Origin of the sequence: Gemmatimonas sp., from assembly GCF_031426495.1 — a bacterium.
GTDB lineage: Bacteria > Gemmatimonadota > Gemmatimonadetes > Gemmatimonadales > Gemmatimonadaceae > Gemmatimonas.
This window is the reverse complement of the sequence record NZ_JANPLK010000042.1, coordinates 40,204-56,965: the sequence shown is the minus strand read 5'-3', so window position 1 is coordinate 56,965 and position 16,762 is coordinate 40,204. Positions and strand designations below refer to the sequence as shown.

Here is a 16,762-nt window from a genome sequence, read left to right as displayed (position 1 = left end):
CCGAGCACGAATGCTTCGCATAACCGTCCTCGGGAGTGGCAGTCGCGGCAATGCCATCCTGATCGATGGCACGGATGGCGCCGTCCTGATCGATGCGGGATTCGGACCACGCTCACTCGTGCGACGGCTGCAGTCGGTGGGACGTCGGCCGGAAGAGATCAGCGCGCTTTTGCTGACGCACGAGCACACCGATCACGCGAGCGGCGCCGTAGCAGCGTGCGCGCGGTGGGGGTGGCCCGTGTACGGATCGGGGGGCACGATCGACGCGCTAGGCAGCGGCAGCGGAACGGACGTGCCATTGCGCGATGCACGGGCGTTCGCGGCGCAGGGGCCAACCTTGATCAGTGGTTTCCTGATCGAGACGTCGTCGGTGCCGCATGACGCACGGGATTGCTGTGCACTCGTCTTGACCGACATCCGGAGTGGTGCGCGCGCGGGGGTGGCGATGGATGTCGGACGTGTTCCGGATACCCTGCCGGTCGCCTTTGAGCGGTTGGACCTCTTGGTGGTCGAATCGAATCACGACGAGCAGATGCTCGCGCGCGGTCCGTATCCCTGGTCGCTGAAACAACGGATCAGCGGAGGACTCGGACATCTCTCGAACGGCGCCGCCGCCGCGTTCGTGAGCGCGTGTGCGCATCGCGGACTGCGTGGGGTTCTGCTCACGCATCTGAGCGAAACCAACAACCTGCCCTCGCTGGCGATCGAGCGAACGCGCGCAGCACTGCGCCGCGCGGGATGGACCCGCGACGCGTTGTTGGCGGCGTCGCAGCAGCTCCCGTTGCCGCCGATGACGTCGACCGGTGAAGCGGCGTGGTTGGTGCGCGCGTCGCAATTGTCGCTCGGCTTCTAACCGCCACACGACGGGTTCGAACGGCAGAACGGGCGCCCGATTGGGCGCCCGTTCTGTTTCCTTCGACCGTTGGAACGGCTTAGTACATGCCGCCCATGCCACCGCCGCCGCCGCCACCATGGCCGCCGCCGGCAGGAGCCGAGTTGTCCTTCTTCTCGACGATAAGCGCTTCCGTCGTGAGGAGGAGACCGGCGATCGACGCGGCGTTCTGCAACGCCGTGCGGGTCACCTTCGTCGGGTCGATCACGCCGGCCTGCACGAGGTCTTCGTACACATCGGTCAGCGCGTTGTAGCCGAAGCTGGTTTCCTTCGCCGTGCGGATCTTCTCAACGACGATGGAGCCTTCACCACCTGCGTTCTGGACGATGATGCGGAGCGGCTCTTCGATCGCGCGACGCACGATGTCGACACCGATCTGCTCGTCGCGCTCGACGACTTTGACGTCCTTGAGCACGTGCTGCGCGCGGATGAGCGCGACGCCGCCGCCGGGGACGATGCCTTCTTCAACGGCGGCACGCGTGGCGTGCAGCGCGTCTTCGACGCGAGCCTTCTTCTCCTTCATTTCCGCTTCGGTCGCGGCGCCGACATTGATGACGGCCACACCACCGGCGAGCTTCGCGAGACGCTCCTGGAGCTTCTCACGATCGTAATCCGACGTGCTCTTTTCAATGGCACCGCGGATTTCCTTGACGCGGCCTTCGATGTCCTTCGTTTCGCCGCCGCCGTCGATGATCGTCGTGTTGTCCTTGTCGATCACGATGCGCTTGGCCGTGCCGAGGTCCGTAAGGACCGCGTTTTCGAGCTTGAAGCCGACTTCGTCGGACACGACCTGACCCTTGGTCAGCGTCGCGATGTCCTGCAGCATCGCCTTACGACGATCGCCAAAGCCCGGCGCCTTGACGGCGACGACGCGCAGCGTGCCGCGCAGCTTGTTGACGACGAGCGTGGCGAGCGCTTCGCCTTCGATGTCTTCGGCGATGATGAGGAGCGGCTTGCCGAGCTGGGCAACCTTCTCGAGCACCGGGAGAAGATCCTTCATGGCAGAGATCTTCTTGTCATGAATCAGGATCATGGCGTTGTCGAGCACCGCCTCCATCTTCTCCGGATCCGTGACGAAGTACGGCGAGAGATAGCCACGGTCAAACTGCATACCGTCAACCGTCTCCAGCGTCGTCTCGAGGCCCTTGGCCTCTTCGACGGTGATCACGCCGTCCTTGCCGACCTTTTCCATCGCTTCCGCGATGAGGTTACCAATCTCGGGATCGTTATTCGCCGAGATGGTGCCGACCTGCGCGATTTCCTTCTTGCCCGTGGTGGGCACGGAGATACGCTTCAGTTCTTCAACGATGCTCGCAACGGCCTTTTCGATGCCGCGCTTCAGCGCCATCGGGTTGGAGCCGGCGGTCACATTCTTGAGGCCTTCACGGAAGATCGCCTGGGCGAGCACCGTGGCGGTCGTGGTGCCGTCGCCAGCGAGATCCGACGTCTTGGTCGCGACTTCCTTCACCATCTGCGCGCCCATGTTCTCGATCGGATCGGCCAGCTCGATTTCCTTCGCGACCGTGACACCGTCCTTGGTGATCGTCGGGGCGCCGAACTTCTTGTCGATGACGACATTACGGCCCTTCGGTCCGAGCGTGACCTTCACGGCCTCGGCGAGCTGATCGACGCCACGCTTGAGAGCAGCGCGCGCGTCCACGTTGAAATGCAGTTCCTTGGCAGCCATGGTTGCTATTTTCCGTTGAGTGGTTCGAAGACGATTAGCTGATCACCGCGAGCACATCCGACTCGCGGAGGATGAGCAGCTGCTCACCGTCGATCGTCACTTCCGTACCGCTGTACTTCCCGTACAGGATCTTGTCGCCGACCTTCACGTCCATCGGCACGCGGGTCTCCTTCTCATAACGGCCCGGGCCAACAGCCACGACAGAACCCTGCTGCGGCTTTTCCTTGGCGGTATCCGGGATGTACAGTCCACCGCGCATCTGTTCCGCTTCTTCGCTCGGCTTCACGACGACGCGATCAGCGAGCGGCGCTACCTTGGCGGCACTCTGAGTGGCCATAACTGTTGTCTCCTGCGTATGTGTCAGGGATCGAACCAATGAATATGCTCGATGTTAGCACTCAAGCGAGTCGAGTGCTAACGACCAAAAGCTAAACGAAACGACGGTGGCAGTCAAGCGGGGCGCACGGTCGATACAATTCTGTAACTGCAAGCAATAAAAGCGTTTAGCGTTCGACTCGAACTGCCGATTCGACATTCGACGGCTCAATGTGGCAGATGTATCCCGCAGCAGACTGCCTTGACGGCAGCCCCCGCATCGGGGAAGCCGCTGCCTACTGCACAACCAGCAGCTCGTATGCCAAGCGCAATCCCTGCAGGGTAAGCGTCGGCTCGATGAGATCGAACTCCGAACACCACGGCTGCAGAGTCTCCGCCAGACCGCCTGTGGCGACCACCAGCGGGACCTCGCGACCCGGCCACTCTGCTTTGATGCGGCGCACCATACCGTCGATGGCATCGGCGGCGCCGAACAACACGCCGGCGCGAATGCATTCTTCCGTGCGCGTGCCGATCACGCGCTTGGGCGGCAGCAGTTCGGTGGCGGGCAGCTTCGACGTACGTCGCGTGAGCGTTTCCGCCGACGTGCGCACGCCGGGCATGATCACTCCGCCAAGAAAGACCCCGTCCGCGGTGATGCAATCGAAGGTGGTAGCGGTGCCGAGGTCGACGCAGATGGTGTCACGCTGATACAACTGGCTCGCAGCGAGCGTGTTGATCAGCCGATCGGCGCCGACACTGAGTGGCTCGTCAACCTGCACCGTGATCGGCAGCGCCGCCTTCGCGTCGACGAGAATCGGGGTGACGCCGAAGTACCGCTCGCAGGCCCGCGCGAGCGGATCGGTGATGGGCGGGACGACAGAGCCGATCGCCGCCGCCGTGACGGCCTTGAGTTCCACGTCCGACGCTCGGAGGAGACTGCGCAGCACGATGCCGAATTCGTCGGAGGTTCGCGGCACGGCGGTCATGATTCGCCAGTCGGCGCGCAGTGCGGTTCCCTCGAACAACCCGATGGTGGTTTCGGTGTTGCCGACATCGAACACGATCAGCACGGCGAGCCTCTCACGGCGCCTCTCCGGCGAATACGAGCGAGCCACTGCGGGCGGCGTGCACGGCACCGCGTGGCTCGGCAATCAGCAGCGCGCCCGTCGCATCAATCCCCATCGCGCGTCCGGCGCGCGGCTCGACAATCTCGCGACCGAAGGCCAGATCACGTTCGGCCCATCGCGCACATTCCTCGGGCGTCAGTCGGCCGGGCTGGGCTGCCGCGTTTCGCATCGCGGGCAGCATGGCGCGGAGAACGTCGTCGCGCGGGATGTCGCCGCGCACCGACGCGGCACCTGGGATAGCCTCCGGTACGCGACGGTTGACGCCGACACCGATGGCGACCCACTCCGGGAGCGATTCGCGCCAACGGGCTTCGATCAGGATTCCGGCGAGCTTCCCCGCTCCGACGAACAGGTCGTTGGGCCATTTGAGCGAGATGCGACCGTTGCACAGCGGCTCGAGTGCGTCGGACAAAGCCAGACCGATACGGAGCGCAAGCACATCGAGGGCCTGCGGATCACGCGGGCGCTCGATGAGCGTCATCCACAGTCCCGCGCCGGGTTCAGAGACCCAGCTCCGGCCGCCGCGACCACGCCCCCCCTCCTGGGCTTCGGCGAGCACGAGTGTACCCGACTTGGCACCGGCCTGCGCGAGTCGATGCGCCTCGTCCATGGTGGATCCAACCAACGCCTGATAGGCGAGCCGGGCGAGTCCGCACTCAGCAGCGAGCGTGGGCGAGGGCGCGGTCATCAGCGGCGCGTCGCGATGGTGGCGAAGACGACGGCGGCCAAGATGACGCGATACACGGCAAACACACCGAAGCTATGCTTGCTCACGTAGCGCAGGAGGACGGTGATCGCCAGCCAGCTGCTGATGGCGGCCGCGATGACACCAGCGACGAGCGGCGCGGAGATGCCTTCGGAGCGTACCGCTTCGGGCACCTTCAGAATGACCGCGGCGAGTGTGATCGGCATGCTCATGAGAAAGCTGAAGCGCGCCGCGCTGGGGCGATCGAGCTTCAGCAAACGTCCCGCCGTGATCGTCGAGCCAGAGCGCGATACACCGGGGATGAGGGCGAGCACTTGTGCGCAGCCAACAATGATGGCGTCGCGCATGGTGACTTCCTCGATCATGCGGGCGCGGGCGCTCCACTTGTCGACCGCCCAGAGCAGTACACCCATCACGACAAGCGCGGTACCGATGATCATCGGGGAGCGGAAGGTCGTTTCGGCGAGATCGTTGAGCAGCAATCCGCCAACGCCGGCCGGAATCGTCGCTACGACCAAGTACACGAGTCGGCGGTCATGCACCGTCTCGATACGCCGCGTGGACGCGATCTTCCACGCGCTCTTCGTCATGTCGATCCACTCGGCCCGGAAGTACCACACCAACGCGATGAGCGTACCAAGATGCAGCGCGACATCAAAGGCGAGACCCGGATCGGTCCATCCGAAGAAATAGGGGGTGAGCGCCAGATGTGCCGAACTCGAAATCGGCAGCAGCTCAGCGAGTCCCTGCACAATGCCGAGTACTACCGCCTGAAAAATCGTCACGCTGTCATCCGCCCACGGAAAAGTCCTGAACTCACCGACCGGCAACCGCCGATGCGATGGTACGCTCATAGAGCGCCTCATACTGCGCGACCACGGCCGCTTCGGAGAAGCGCTTGCGCGCGTCCGCGGCGGCAGCGGTGCTCATCTGCTGCCACTTCGCCGGATCCGAAAGCAGACGCACGCCGGCCGCCGCCATGGCGTCGACGTCGCCAACCTCACACAGGAATCCCGTTTCGCCGTCGATGACGACTTCGGGAAGACCGCCGGCCCGCGCGCCGATGACCGGTACGCCGGAGGCCAACGCCTCGAGGGCGCTGAGGCCGAAGGACTCCTTGTCGCTGGTGAGCAGAAAGAGATCGGCGCCAGCGAGTAGTGGCGCGATTGCATCGATCTTGCCGAGGAACAGCACATGCTCGGCGATACCGAGCTCGCGCGCCTCTGCTTCGGCCTCGACGCGCTCCGGACCATCACCAATCATGACCAGCACCGCCGGCACTTCCTTGTTCACGCCCGCAAACACCCGCACGACGTCGCGCACGCGCTTGACCGGCCGGAAGTTCGAAATGTGCATCACCACTTTTCGCCCGGTCGTGACGTCGGCGGGAATCGGGAACAGATGACGGCTACGATCGTACAGCTCAGGATTGATGAAATTCGGAATGACTTCGACGTTACAGCCCACACACCCGAAGGCGCGATACGTCTCGTCGCGCAGATAGTCGGAAACGGCGGTCACGCTATCGGACTTCTCGATCGAGAAACGGGTAATGGTATAGAACGAGCGTTCCTGACCGACGATGGTGATGTCGGTACCGTGCAGTGTGGTCACCACGCGCACATCCGCATTGCCCTCGCGCAGCATCTCGCGCGCAATCCAGGCACTGGTGGCATGCGGAATGGCGTAGTGGCAATGCAGGATGTCGAGCTGATGATCGCGCACGACTTCGTGCATGCGCACTGCGAGGGCAAGGTCGTACGGTGGATACTCGAAGAGCGGATAGCGTCCAACATCCACCTCGTGAAACCAGACTCGCGGCAGAAAACTGGGCAGGCGGAACGGCTGCTGGTAGGTGATGAAGTGCACCTCGTGCCCACGCGCGGCGAGCGCGATCCCGAGCTCGGTCGCGACGGCGCCCGATCCACCGTACGTCGGATAGCAGGTGATTCCGATCTTCATGCGGTCCTCGTCTGCATCGCGCCGGTCGCGACGGGTTCCTCGTGATCCCACCAGGCAAGCGCCTGATTGAGCGCGTTTGGCGCATCCGGGTCGATTCGCGTCACCTGTTCGGCCGGCAACTGATGCCGGAACCAAGTGCGCTGCCGTTTGGCGTACTGCCGCGTTTCGATGATGACCCGCTCGATCGCGGCATCGAGTGCACGCGAGCCACCGGTTCCCTCGAGTGCATCGCGCACGACACGATAGCCGCTCGCGGACCACGCCGGGGCGTCGTGAGCGATCGTCACCCGCAATCGTTCAACTTCCTGCACAAATCCGTCAGCGATCATCTGATGCACGCGGTGAGCAATCCGTTCGGCCAGCACGGGCCCCGGATCCACCACAAGATACCGTGCGGATGGCGACGTCGAGACATCCGCCGCGTAATCCGGAACGTCATCGGGCGCGTTTCCCGACTGGAGGGACTGGAGGGCATCGCCGAGGCGCGTCCCGGCCAGCAGGGCGGTTTCGATCGCGCGCAGGAGCTGCGTGCGACCCAGATGCGCACGGGCCGGATCGAGGCGACGGCACCAGCGCGCCAGCTCGTCGAGCGGCCGTCCTGCCAGCCAAGCCCTCAGCGCCTCACGACGCTCGGGGTCGAGCGCCGGAACCGCATCGAGGGGCGAGACCAGCGCCTTCACATACAGCCCGGTTCCCCCTACAACGACTGGCGGCGTCCCAGCGTGCTCGGCGTCGCCGCACCAGCGCATCGCGTCGGCGGCCCACGCGTGGGCAGAGTACCGAATGATGGGCGCGACGACATCGAGGCCGAAGTGCGGGATCGCCTGCCGGTCGGCGAGCGACGGCTTCGCGGTCCCGATGTCGAAGTCCTGATAGACCTGTCGCGAGTCGGCGCTGACGATCGCCAACCCGCGCCGCCGGGCGAGCGACATCGCCAACGCCGATTTGCCGGCGGCGGTGGGCCCGACGATGATGCGCCGCGTCGTCGACATCATCGGGGCGATCTCGCCGGTGCGCATCGCGATCACTTCCGCCCGAATCGCCGGTCGAGCTCGTCCCACGAGAGGCGGACGATGGTCGAGCGACCGTGCACATCGTGGGCCGGCAGCTTGGTGTTCGCCAGCGCGATGTAGAGCGCGCGCATCTCGCCCGGTGACATGACATCGCCGGCTTTGATGGCGGCCTTACACGCGAACGTGGCGGCGAGCCGCTCGTGTCGCTTGGCATCACCGGCGGCGCGATCGCCCGTGAGCGCGGCGAGCGTTTCGCGCAGACAACGTTCGGCATCGAAGCGCGGATGCGGCATGGGCACGGCGTTGACCAGCAGCGAATGTCCGCCGAAACCCGCCATCTCGAAACCGAGCTTCTCGAACGATGCGCGATTCGCATCGAACGCGTCGGCTTCGTCGGGACCGAGGTGCAGCGTCATCGGGAAGAGCAATCGCTGGGACGGTGCCTCGCCGCGCTCGAGCACACCGAGGAAGTCTTCGTACAGCACGCGCTCATGCGCGGAGTGCTGGTCAATGAGGATGACGCCGTCCTCGTGCTCAAACATGAGATACATGCGCCGGAGTTGTAGCAGCGGCGGCACGGAAATGGGCGCGTCGTCAGCCGCGCGAACGTCGGCCGCGCGCGTTTCCACGGTGACGGACGACGCGTACGCGGCCGCCGCCGCGTCGGTGTCGGTTTCGGCGGCGGCGGTGTCGGCGTCAGACGTCGCGAAGAGTCCCTCGGCGACCGGGGTGGCACGCAGCGCCGCCGGCTCCATGGCGTGCACATCATCGCGCCATGACGGCGCAGCCGCCGGCGTCCAGGTGCGCCATCCGATGCCGGCACTGGCGTCGAACAGACCGAGGGCGCGACGAATGGCGTTCTCGACGGCGCGCTCCGTGGGCCAGCGATCGCGCAGTCGCACTTCTGACTTCGCGGGGTGCACGTTCACATCGACGTCGCCGCCGGGCACATGCAGCGACAGCACGAGTGAGGGGCGGACACCGGACGGCAGCGTGGACCGATAGGCGGCTTCGGCGGCGCGCACGATGCCGTGATCGCGCACGACGCGTCCGTTAATGATGAGGAGAACGCGGCGGGTGGCGGTACCAACATCAGCCGGACGCTCGACCATTCCTGTGATGTGGATAGGCCCCTGTACGTCGTCGATATCGACAAACCGCTGTACGTCACGATGTCCCCACAACTCGGCCAGTCGCGCGCGCAGCGTGGGCACGGCGGGTAGATCGAGGGCGACCTTGCCGTCGTGGCGCACCGTGAAATGCACGTCACGACGCAAGGCGCCGATGGCGTGCATGGTGTCCATGATACCGCGCCATTCCGATCGCGCACTGCGCAGGAATTTCTGTCGCGCGGGCGTGTTGTAGAAGAGTCGCTGCACCGACACCGTGGTGCCGCGACGTCGCGTGGTCTCGTGTGTCTCGAGCACGGCCCCGGCGGCAGCGCGCACCTGCGTCCCCGCCCCATCGTCCGATGATGCCGTCTCGATCATGATTTCGGAGACTGATGCGATGGCAGGCAACGCTTCGCCGCGGAAGCCGTAGCTGCGCACGCCCACCAGTTGTTCAGCCGCCGTGATCTTCGACGTGGCGTGGCGCGAAAGGCAGAGTACGGCGTCCTCGCGATCCATGCCGCTGCCGTCGTCGGCGATGCGGATCAGCGCGCGGCCACCTTCTTCGATGGTGACGTCGACCGTCGTGGCCCCGGCGTCGAGCGCATTCTCCACAAGCTCCTTGACGACCGACGCGGGTCGTTCCACGACTTCACCGGCCGCGATCTGGTCGGCGACCGCGCTGGAGAGAATGGCGATACGCGACATACGACAAGCTACCGACTGACGGCTGGCGAGACGAGCGGTATGGTGCGTCCCGCCGGCAACCATCCGCGACGTCCGTCGGCGTGCAACACCTTGAGCCAGCCTTCCGCAGCGTCTTCGACGCGCACGACGTCACCGGTGGCGACACCACCCATGGCGTTCGCGTCATTGCCCGGTGCGGTGCGCATCGTCTCGGGCCGTCGCACGACCAGCACGCCGGTGGCATCGAGCTCCCGGAATCCCCACGCGGCCGCCGCGCCAGTGCCGACGGCGAGCAGCAACGCGAACACGGCAGCGGACGAGGCGAATCCCATCCACGTCGAGGCGTTTCCGCGGCGGCGCCGAACTCGCACGACGGCGAGCAGGATCCACCCCAGCAGCCACGCCGCGATCGAGGCGAGCACGAGAGCGGGCACGGGAATCATGGGAACTTCGGCAACGCCGCCGCGCGCACCCGCGGGGAGCGATGTGAGCCGTTCCTGCAGATCGACGGCGACGGGTTCGAGTCGAGCGGCACGTTGCCATGCGATCACGGCGGAGACGGTATCGCCGGCGGCCCAAGCGGCAGCCCCCCAATTCGCGAGCAGATCCGCGTCGGTGGGGCGTGCATCCACGGCCTCGGCAAATAGTTCGGCCGAGCGCGAATACTGACGCTGCGCGTACAGGGCCGTCGCCCGCGTCACCGTGGCCTCGAGGGCACCACGATCGGGAACCGACGGCGCGGGTATGGCCTGTACCGGCGTGGAGGTCGTCGGGGTGGACTGCAGGGCGGCGCTCACGCGCGGTACGGCGGCGAAAGCAGCGGCCCCCAACGCGATGAATAACGCGAAGCGCGCCTGCGCGTGTCGGGCGCTGCGAATGGCGCGCGCGTGGGTGACGGCCTCGGTGTCGATGCGGGCGAGCAGCGCATCGGCACGAGTGGTGAGGTCAGCGCGACCGGCCAGCTGCCCCGGCACATCACTGAAGCCCTGCTCGGCCAGCGCATCGAGCAGCGTGAGCAACGCCTTGGTGGTGTCGCGCGTGACACCACGACGTCGCACCGTGCGCTCGACGTCGCGCCGCGATACAAGCTCCTGCGGTGAGACGTTCAATCGCTGCGCGAGCGCACCAAGCAGCGTGCGCCGGGTGTAGCGCGCATGATCACCGGCATCATCACTCACGACCCGCGGCGCAGCCGCACTCCCCCCTCCCCCGGCCGTGGCGTTGCGGGCGCGACGGGCGCCACCGACGCGCCCACCGATCATGATCGCGAGCCAGGGGAGCGGCGCCAGCAGCAACAGGCCAGCGAGCGGCACGCGCCAGGTGGCCAACTGCACGGCCAACGACACCGTCGCGGCGCCACGCCACTCGCGGAGCGGGACCACCGACAGGTTGTCGCCTTCAGCGGCGGTGGCGAGCGTGCCGTCGTCGACCGAGAGCGCGCTCGGGGCGGTTTCGGCGTAGGCGTATTCGCCCCGATAGGGATCGAAGTAGCTGTAGCGCAGCGTGGGGACTTCGACGCTCCCGGCCTGTGCGGGCGTCAGAATCCAATCGAATTCCTTGTAGCCGCGCACCATCGCGCCGCTCGTGTCCACACTCACGCGCTCGGTGCCCGGCACCGTGGAGGCCCATGACACTTCGAGCACCGGGCGCGGTAGCAGCTTCACATTGCCGGTGCCGTCGACGCGCATGGTCAGCACCAGCGGATCGCCGACGCGTGCGGTGGACGAATCGAGTTTCACCGACGCGCGCAGGACACCGACGGCGCCGGTGTAGTCTTGCGGACGACCGGCGTCCGGCAGCGGTTTCACAACCAATTGCGCACTTTCGGCCCGCACGATGTAGCGTTCTTCGCGGCTGAAGTAGCTGGACGATTGCGGCAGCGTGTAACTGAGTTGCGGTGCCGGCACCATGAGCGTGCCCGGCGCCACGGCAAAGAGCGCGCGCTGAAACACGTGCGCCTCGAAGGTGCCGCCGCCGTAGCTGCGCGGCGCGACACGACGCGGTGTGCCGAGCTCGTACGCCAGCAGACCGCGTAACTCCGGGGGAAGAAACTCCGGGTTGCGTCGCAGCCGTGCGCGTGCCGACTCGCTGAGCAGCACCGCCACTTGATAGGTGACCTGCTGCCCCACGTACACGGTGTCGGGAAACGTGGCCGCGTGAAAGTCGATCGGCCGATTCCCGTTGGCCTGCAAACGATCGAGGATCGCGGTCGGGGACGGCTGCGCGTGCAGCGGCGCCGCTGGGGATTGCGTCGCAAGACCAGTCAGGAGCGCGAGGGCGCACCGAACATGCCGGCGAACACGCGCCTGACAAAACAACGAAGGTCGGCTCACCAGTCCTTTCCTCCCGGCGGTGTGCGGCCCTGTCGCTGCTTGCGCCCCTGAACGTCGCGCTCTTCGCGCGCCGCGCTGTTCAGGAGTGCTTCGGCCTGCTTCTGGTCAAGCCCACCCTGATTCTGCGGCTGCTCGTCCTGCTTATCACTCTGCGAGTCACCACCGCCACCGCCGCCCCCGCCGCCGCCCTGAGGCGGCGGTGGCTTGCGAAGCGCGAGCTCGTAGTTCCACTTGGCGTCGGCATCGACGGGGCGATCGGTCAGGAACGCCCGATACGCCGCGCGCGCTGCCGCAAACGATGCTTCGGCTTCGGGATTCTGTGGCGCGCGTCCCATCACGAGCGACGCATAGCCGGCGTTGAACCGAGCGCGCATGCGCGTCTCGCCATCGCTGTCGCGTCGCACCATCTCCAGCAACTCGGCGGCGGCCTTGAGCGAATCGGCGCCTATGATCGCGGTGCCCAGATTGTATCGCGTGCGCACGGTCGTATCGCCGCTGGCGATCTGTGCGCGGTAGCCGGCGATGGCGGCGGCGACGTTGCCTTCGGCGAACAGGGCCGCCGGATCGGGTGCTTGTTTGCACGACATGAGTGCGGCCGGCAGCGCCATCAACAACAGCGGCGCAACCTGCGGCATCGTCGATGCGACCGACGATCGCGCGCCGTCGCGATCATTCATATCATCGGGCAACGTACGCCGACGCGAGAGCAACCACGTGTCGTATGCGAGCAGGGCCAGCGCGGGCAGTAGCAGCCACAGATACCGAGGCACGTGATCCTCGCGGGAATCCACCTTGCGCTTGGCGGTTCGCAGCGAGCGCAACGCGCCCCGTACACGCGTGGCCTTGTCGGAGGCTTCAGCGGGAATGAAGGTGCCGCCGGCGGCCTTGGCGGCGGCCTCCAGCAGTTCGGGCGAGTAGCGCGTGATCACGACCTTCCCCTCGTCGTCGCGCTTCTCGCGCGTGACGGAACCATCCTGAATGGGGATCGTGCTGCCCTGTGCGGTGCCGAAACCGACGGTGACCAGGCTCACGCCTTTCACGCCCGCCTCGGTGGCCGCGGCCTTCACATCTTCGGCCGGCTCGAAGGCTTCGCCATCCGTCATGAGCACGAGCGCGCGATCGGCACTGCCGTCGCTGGCCAACAGCAGTTCGGTGCCCTGTCGAATGGCGCGGGCAATCGAGCTGCCTGCCTGCCCCACGACCGACGGATCGAGATTATCGAGGAAGAGTTCGATGGCCCCGTCGTCGCTGGTGAGCGGCGTGAGGATATAGCTCCGACCGGCAAAGGCGATCAGCGCGACGCGATCGGCCTGCGACATGGCGCGCAAGCGACGCACTTCCTGTTTCACTCGTTCCAGCCGAGACGGCCGTTCGTCGGGCGCCATCATGGACAGCGACGCATCGATCGCGATGGCCATGTCGATGCCGCGCGCGCTCACGGGTCCATGGGCGAGTCCCCAGCGCGGCCCCGACAGCGCGAGTCCCGCGAGGAAGGCAATGAGCACGAGGCGCAGCGTGCGGCCGCCTTCGTCGGGGTCGGTGATCATGACCAGACGACGCAGTGCCGACGACTCGGCGTATCGCGCGAGGCGGACGCGTCGCTGCCGCGTGCGGACCGAGCGCATCCACCATACCACAAGTGGGAGGAACAGCGCCGCGAGTAGCAACCACGGCACGTCGAAGATGAGGGGAGGGAGCGTGCCGAGATTCATGGCAGTACTCCGCGCCGGGCGCGCAAGGCGAGTTCGCCGAGCAGCGCCGCCAGCCCGAACAGGAGCGGCCACCGGAATCGCTCGGTGTAGCGGATGTAGGCGCGCGCTTCGACGATCGAGCGCTCGAGGGCGTCGATCTGTTCGTAGATGTTCTGCAGCGCCTGTGCGTCCTGTGCGCGGAAATAGCGACCGCCGGTGGTCGTCGCGATTTCTGTCATCAGGGGCTCGTCGATTTTGACTAGCCGATTCTCATAACGCAGGCCGAAGAGCCCACGACCGACGGGAGTTGGCGCCATGCCTTCGCGTCCCACGCCAATGGTGTAGATACGAATCCCGAATGCACCGGCGGCCTTCGCCGCCGTGCGCGGATCGATGGCGCCGCGATTGTTCTCACCGTCGGTGAGCAGCACCATCACGCGCGAACGTCCCGGCGCCGTACGCAGGCGATTGGCCGCCGTCGCGATCGCGGTACCGATCGCGGTGCCATCCTCGAGCTGACCCACCTGCAGATTATCGATGGCGGTGAGCACCACCGGGTAGTCGGTGGTGAGCGGCACCTGCGTGAGCGCTTCACCGGAGAACGCGACGAGGCCTACACGGTCGGATTTCCGGCCGACGACGAAGCGCTTCACCTTCTCCTTGGCGACCTCGATGCGATTCTGTGGCTGAAAGTCTTCGGCGAGCATGGAGCTCGAGATGTCGACGACCAGGGCGATATCGATGCCTTCACTGGACACGCGTTCTGCCCGCGCGCCGGAGCGCGGCTGCGCGGCGGCCACGATGAATCCCGCCAGCGCGAGTGAGCGCAGCCACGGCAACCAGCGCACCCATGACAGCGACGGTTGCGGTCCGAGACCGAGCACGGCGGCACGCGAGAACGGAATCGCACGCTGCGGCGCGGCGCGGCGACGCCACCACGACCAGAGCGGCAGGAGCAGCAACAGCAGCAGCAGCGCCGGATGGGCGAAGTTGATACCGAAGAGCGACCACGAGTCGGGGCTCAGGGAGCCGCTGAACTCGCTGAGGAACTCGCGGAACCAGTCGAGGGCGCGATTCATGTCGCCCCCGCTTTGGGCCGTCGCGACTTGCGGCGCGCATCATCCTCGTCCCTCTGCTTCGCGTCGCGCTCGGCCTTGGCGGCGGCGGCGCGGGCGGCTTCAACGGCTGCACGGCGGTCGCGTTCGGCCGCTTCGATGTGGTCGACGACGGCTCGGGCATCGGCCGCCAGTTCCCGGGCACGGGTACCGGAGACGATACGACGGGCGAACTTGATACCATCGCCGTCGGCCATCAGCGAGATGAGACGATCGCGCGGAATGCGCTCGTCGTCCGCCACGGCACCGATCAGCTCAGCGCTGGTGAGCGACAGCACGGCCTGCGGATTCCGCAGCGCGAGATAGCTGCGCAGCACGTCGATCGCGAGTGCGACGTAGCGACCGCGCTCGCCGGCGTCCGCCAACGCCAGTCGATCCAATCGGTCGAAGTCGTGCACGGCGCGCGCGTACGGATCGAGCGCGGCGTGGACGGTTGCGCTCGCGTGCTTCCGACGTCGCTTGAGGAGCCACCACAGCAGGGCAAGCACCGCGAGCACCAGCAGCGCTGGCCACCAGCGCTGCCACCAGGGCACCACCCGCGGGAAGAGGTCCCGTGGCGGCTTGGGTTTGTGCATCGAGGTATCGCCGGGCAGCACCGACTTCACGAACACATTGGCGTCGACGAGCGGCACCTTGAGCGTGGTCGATCCATAGCGCACGGTCGCGTCCTTGAGACCGATCGGCAGCACACCGACGTTCCAGGCGGCGAGGGCGTACTCCGCGCGCTCGGTGCGACCTCCGGCGCGCATCGACTCCTGCGTCACCTTGGTCGGCGCGCGGCTCACGACCATGGCCGTGGTATCGTCGAGCGTCGGCCATTCGATGCGCGCGCCTTCGGGTACGACGACCGTCACAATCAGCGTGAAGGGATCACCCACTTCGATCGTGTCGGGACGCACCAGAAAGCCGGCCTTGACGCGTGATCCGGTCGGCGGCGTGAGGACGCCGCGCGACACCGGCGGTGCGGCCTGCGCGGTCGCGACGGAGCTCCACATAGTGACTTGCGATCCAGCGAGGAACGCGAGCATCGCCAGAAGACGCGCCGCCGCGCGGCGTATCGATAGGACGCGTCGCATCAACGGCTCCGCTGATCGGCGACGGACACCGGCGCGATTGGTGCGCGCACCGGCGCGGCCGTGCCGGCGGCATCTCCCATCGCCCCACGCGGCCCGGTGCGCACCGCGCCATGCGGGCGACGGGTGCGGGCGCGGAAGAACGACAACAGCGCATCAACGTAGCCGTGCTCGGTGTGCACCACGATCTCGTCGAGGCCCAGTCGGCCGAACAGTTTGCGTCGCAGCGTGTCGTCGGCGCCAACCTGCTTGGCAAAGGCGGCGCGTACCGATGGATGCGACGTGTCGATCTCGATCACCTCGCCCGACTCTGGATCCTGCAGTCGCGCCGGGCCGATGTCGGGCAACACGCGTTCAGACGGATCTTCGAGCGTCACGGCAATCACGTCGTGACGTTGCGCGAGTCGCGCCAACGGCTTCTCGAGATCGTCGGCGAGGAAGTCCGACGCGAAGAACACGACCGAGCGGTGCGGAAGCAAGCGCATGAGCCGATCGACGGCGACCGCTACCGAGGTGCCACGTCCGACCGGATTCGTGGTCATGAGATCGCGGATCAGACGCAACGCATGCTTGCGGCCTTTGCGGGCCGGTAACGCGTGTTCGACGCGATCGGAAAACATGAGTAGCCCGACGCGATCGTTGTTGCGGGTGGCGGCGAGGGCCAGCACACCGGCCATTTCAATCGCGAGTTCGTGCTTGAAGTGCGCGCGGGTGCCGAAACGGGAAGAGCCCGACATGTCGATGACGAGCATGATCGTGAGCTCGCGCTCTTCGACGTAGCGCTTAACGAACGGGCGTCCCATGCGGGCCGACACATTCCAGTCGATCGAGCGGACTTCGTCGCCGGGCTGATACTCGCGGACCTCGGCGAACTCCATGCCCTGCCCTTTGAAGAGCGAGCGGTACTCGCCGGCGAATCGCGAATCGACGAGCCGCCGCGTTCGCACTTCGATGCGACGCACCTGCCGTAGCACTTCGGCCGGTGCCACCGACATCGGTGACACGGCGGCGGGCACGCCGGGCTGCGGAGACGTGTCGGACTTCGCCAC

At 66.4% G+C, this 16,762-nt stretch carries 14 protein-coding genes; 1 reads left to right on the top strand and 13 read right to left on the bottom strand.

Going from position 1 to position 16,762, the window contains the following annotated elements; translation table 11 throughout:
• Positions 1-10 precede the first annotated feature (10 nt).
• Entirely contained in the window at positions 11-853 is an 843-nt protein-coding gene (locus tag RMP10_RS10950; RefSeq protein ID WP_310570321.1) for an MBL fold metallo-hydrolase, read from the top strand.
• A gap of 79 nt (positions 854-932) precedes the next feature.
• Here the strand turns inward: RMP10_RS10950 and groL are convergent, their stop codons facing one another.
• The 13 genes from groL to RMP10_RS10885 all read right to left on the bottom strand — a co-directional run bounded on the left by groL (position 933) and on the right by RMP10_RS10885 (position 16,762).
• Complete coding sequence (groL, locus tag RMP10_RS10945) at positions 933-2,579, bottom strand: chaperonin GroEL (protein ID WP_310570320.1); 1,647 nt, start codon at positions 2,577-2,579, stop codon at positions 933-935.
• A gap of 34 nt (positions 2,580-2,613) precedes the next feature.
• The gene (locus RMP10_RS10940; RefSeq protein ID WP_309669946.1) at positions 2,614-2,916 is read right to left on the bottom strand and encodes a co-chaperone GroES; all 303 of its coding nucleotides are present in this window, start codon (positions 2,914-2,916) and stop codon (positions 2,614-2,616) included.
• 274 nt (positions 2,917-3,190) lie between these two features.
• Positions 3,191-3,967, bottom strand: a complete 777-nt coding sequence (locus RMP10_RS10935) for a type III pantothenate kinase (RefSeq protein ID WP_309669945.1) — start codon at positions 3,965-3,967, stop codon at positions 3,191-3,193.
• Positions 3,968-3,977: 10 nt separating this feature from the next.
• Positions 3,978-4,712 (bottom strand): biotin--[acetyl-CoA-carboxylase] ligase, encoded by a 735-nt coding sequence (locus RMP10_RS10930; protein ID WP_310570319.1) that lies wholly within the window; start codon positions 4,710-4,712, stop codon positions 3,978-3,980.
• Positions 4,712-5,584: an undecaprenyl-diphosphatase UppP gene (uppP, locus tag RMP10_RS10925; protein ID WP_310570318.1), complete on the bottom strand. Its 873-nt coding sequence runs from the start codon at positions 5,582-5,584 to the stop codon at positions 4,712-4,714. Before uppP ends, RMP10_RS10930 begins: the two co-directional genes overlap by 1 nt.
• Positions 5,547-6,692: an N-acetyl-alpha-D-glucosaminyl L-malate synthase BshA gene (gene bshA / locus RMP10_RS10920; protein WP_310570317.1), complete on the bottom strand. Its 1,146-nt coding sequence runs from the start codon at positions 6,690-6,692 to the stop codon at positions 5,547-5,549. The genes uppP and bshA overlap by 38 nt, the downstream gene beginning before the upstream one ends.
• Positions 6,689-7,753 carry a tRNA (adenosine(37)-N6)-dimethylallyltransferase MiaA gene (gene miaA / locus RMP10_RS10915; RefSeq protein WP_310570316.1) on the bottom strand — a complete coding sequence of 355 codons (1,065 nt, stop codon included), beginning with the start codon at positions 7,751-7,753 and terminating at the stop codon, positions 6,689-6,691. Before miaA ends, bshA begins: the two co-directional genes overlap by 4 nt.
• Complete coding sequence (mutL, locus tag RMP10_RS10910; RefSeq protein WP_310570315.1) at positions 7,717-9,522, bottom strand: DNA mismatch repair endonuclease MutL; 1,806 nt, start codon at positions 9,520-9,522, stop codon at positions 7,717-7,719. Before mutL ends, miaA begins: the two co-directional genes overlap by 37 nt.
• An 8-nt stretch (positions 9,523-9,530) precedes the next feature.
• Positions 9,531-11,834 (bottom strand): SH3 domain-containing protein, encoded by a 2,304-nt coding sequence (locus tag RMP10_RS10905; protein ID WP_310570314.1) that lies wholly within the window; start codon positions 11,832-11,834, stop codon positions 9,531-9,533.
• Positions 11,831-13,546: a VWA domain-containing protein gene (locus tag RMP10_RS10900; RefSeq protein ID WP_310570313.1), complete on the bottom strand. Its 1,716-nt coding sequence runs from the start codon at positions 13,544-13,546 to the stop codon at positions 11,831-11,833. Before RMP10_RS10900 ends, RMP10_RS10905 begins: the two co-directional genes overlap by 4 nt.
• Positions 13,543-14,604 carry a VWA domain-containing protein gene (locus tag RMP10_RS10895; protein ID WP_310570312.1) on the bottom strand — a complete coding sequence of 354 codons (1,062 nt, stop codon included), beginning with the start codon at positions 14,602-14,604 and terminating at the stop codon, positions 13,543-13,545. The genes RMP10_RS10900 and RMP10_RS10895 overlap by 4 nt, the downstream gene beginning before the upstream one ends.
• Positions 14,601-15,716: a hypothetical protein gene (locus RMP10_RS10890; RefSeq protein ID WP_310570311.1), complete on the bottom strand. Its 1,116-nt coding sequence runs from the start codon at positions 15,714-15,716 to the stop codon at positions 14,601-14,603. Before RMP10_RS10890 ends, RMP10_RS10895 begins: the two co-directional genes overlap by 4 nt.
• A complete protein-coding gene (locus tag RMP10_RS10885; RefSeq protein WP_310570310.1) occupies positions 15,716-16,762 on the bottom strand; it encodes a DUF58 domain-containing protein in 1,047 nt (348 codons plus the stop codon). Before RMP10_RS10885 ends, RMP10_RS10890 begins: the two co-directional genes overlap by 1 nt.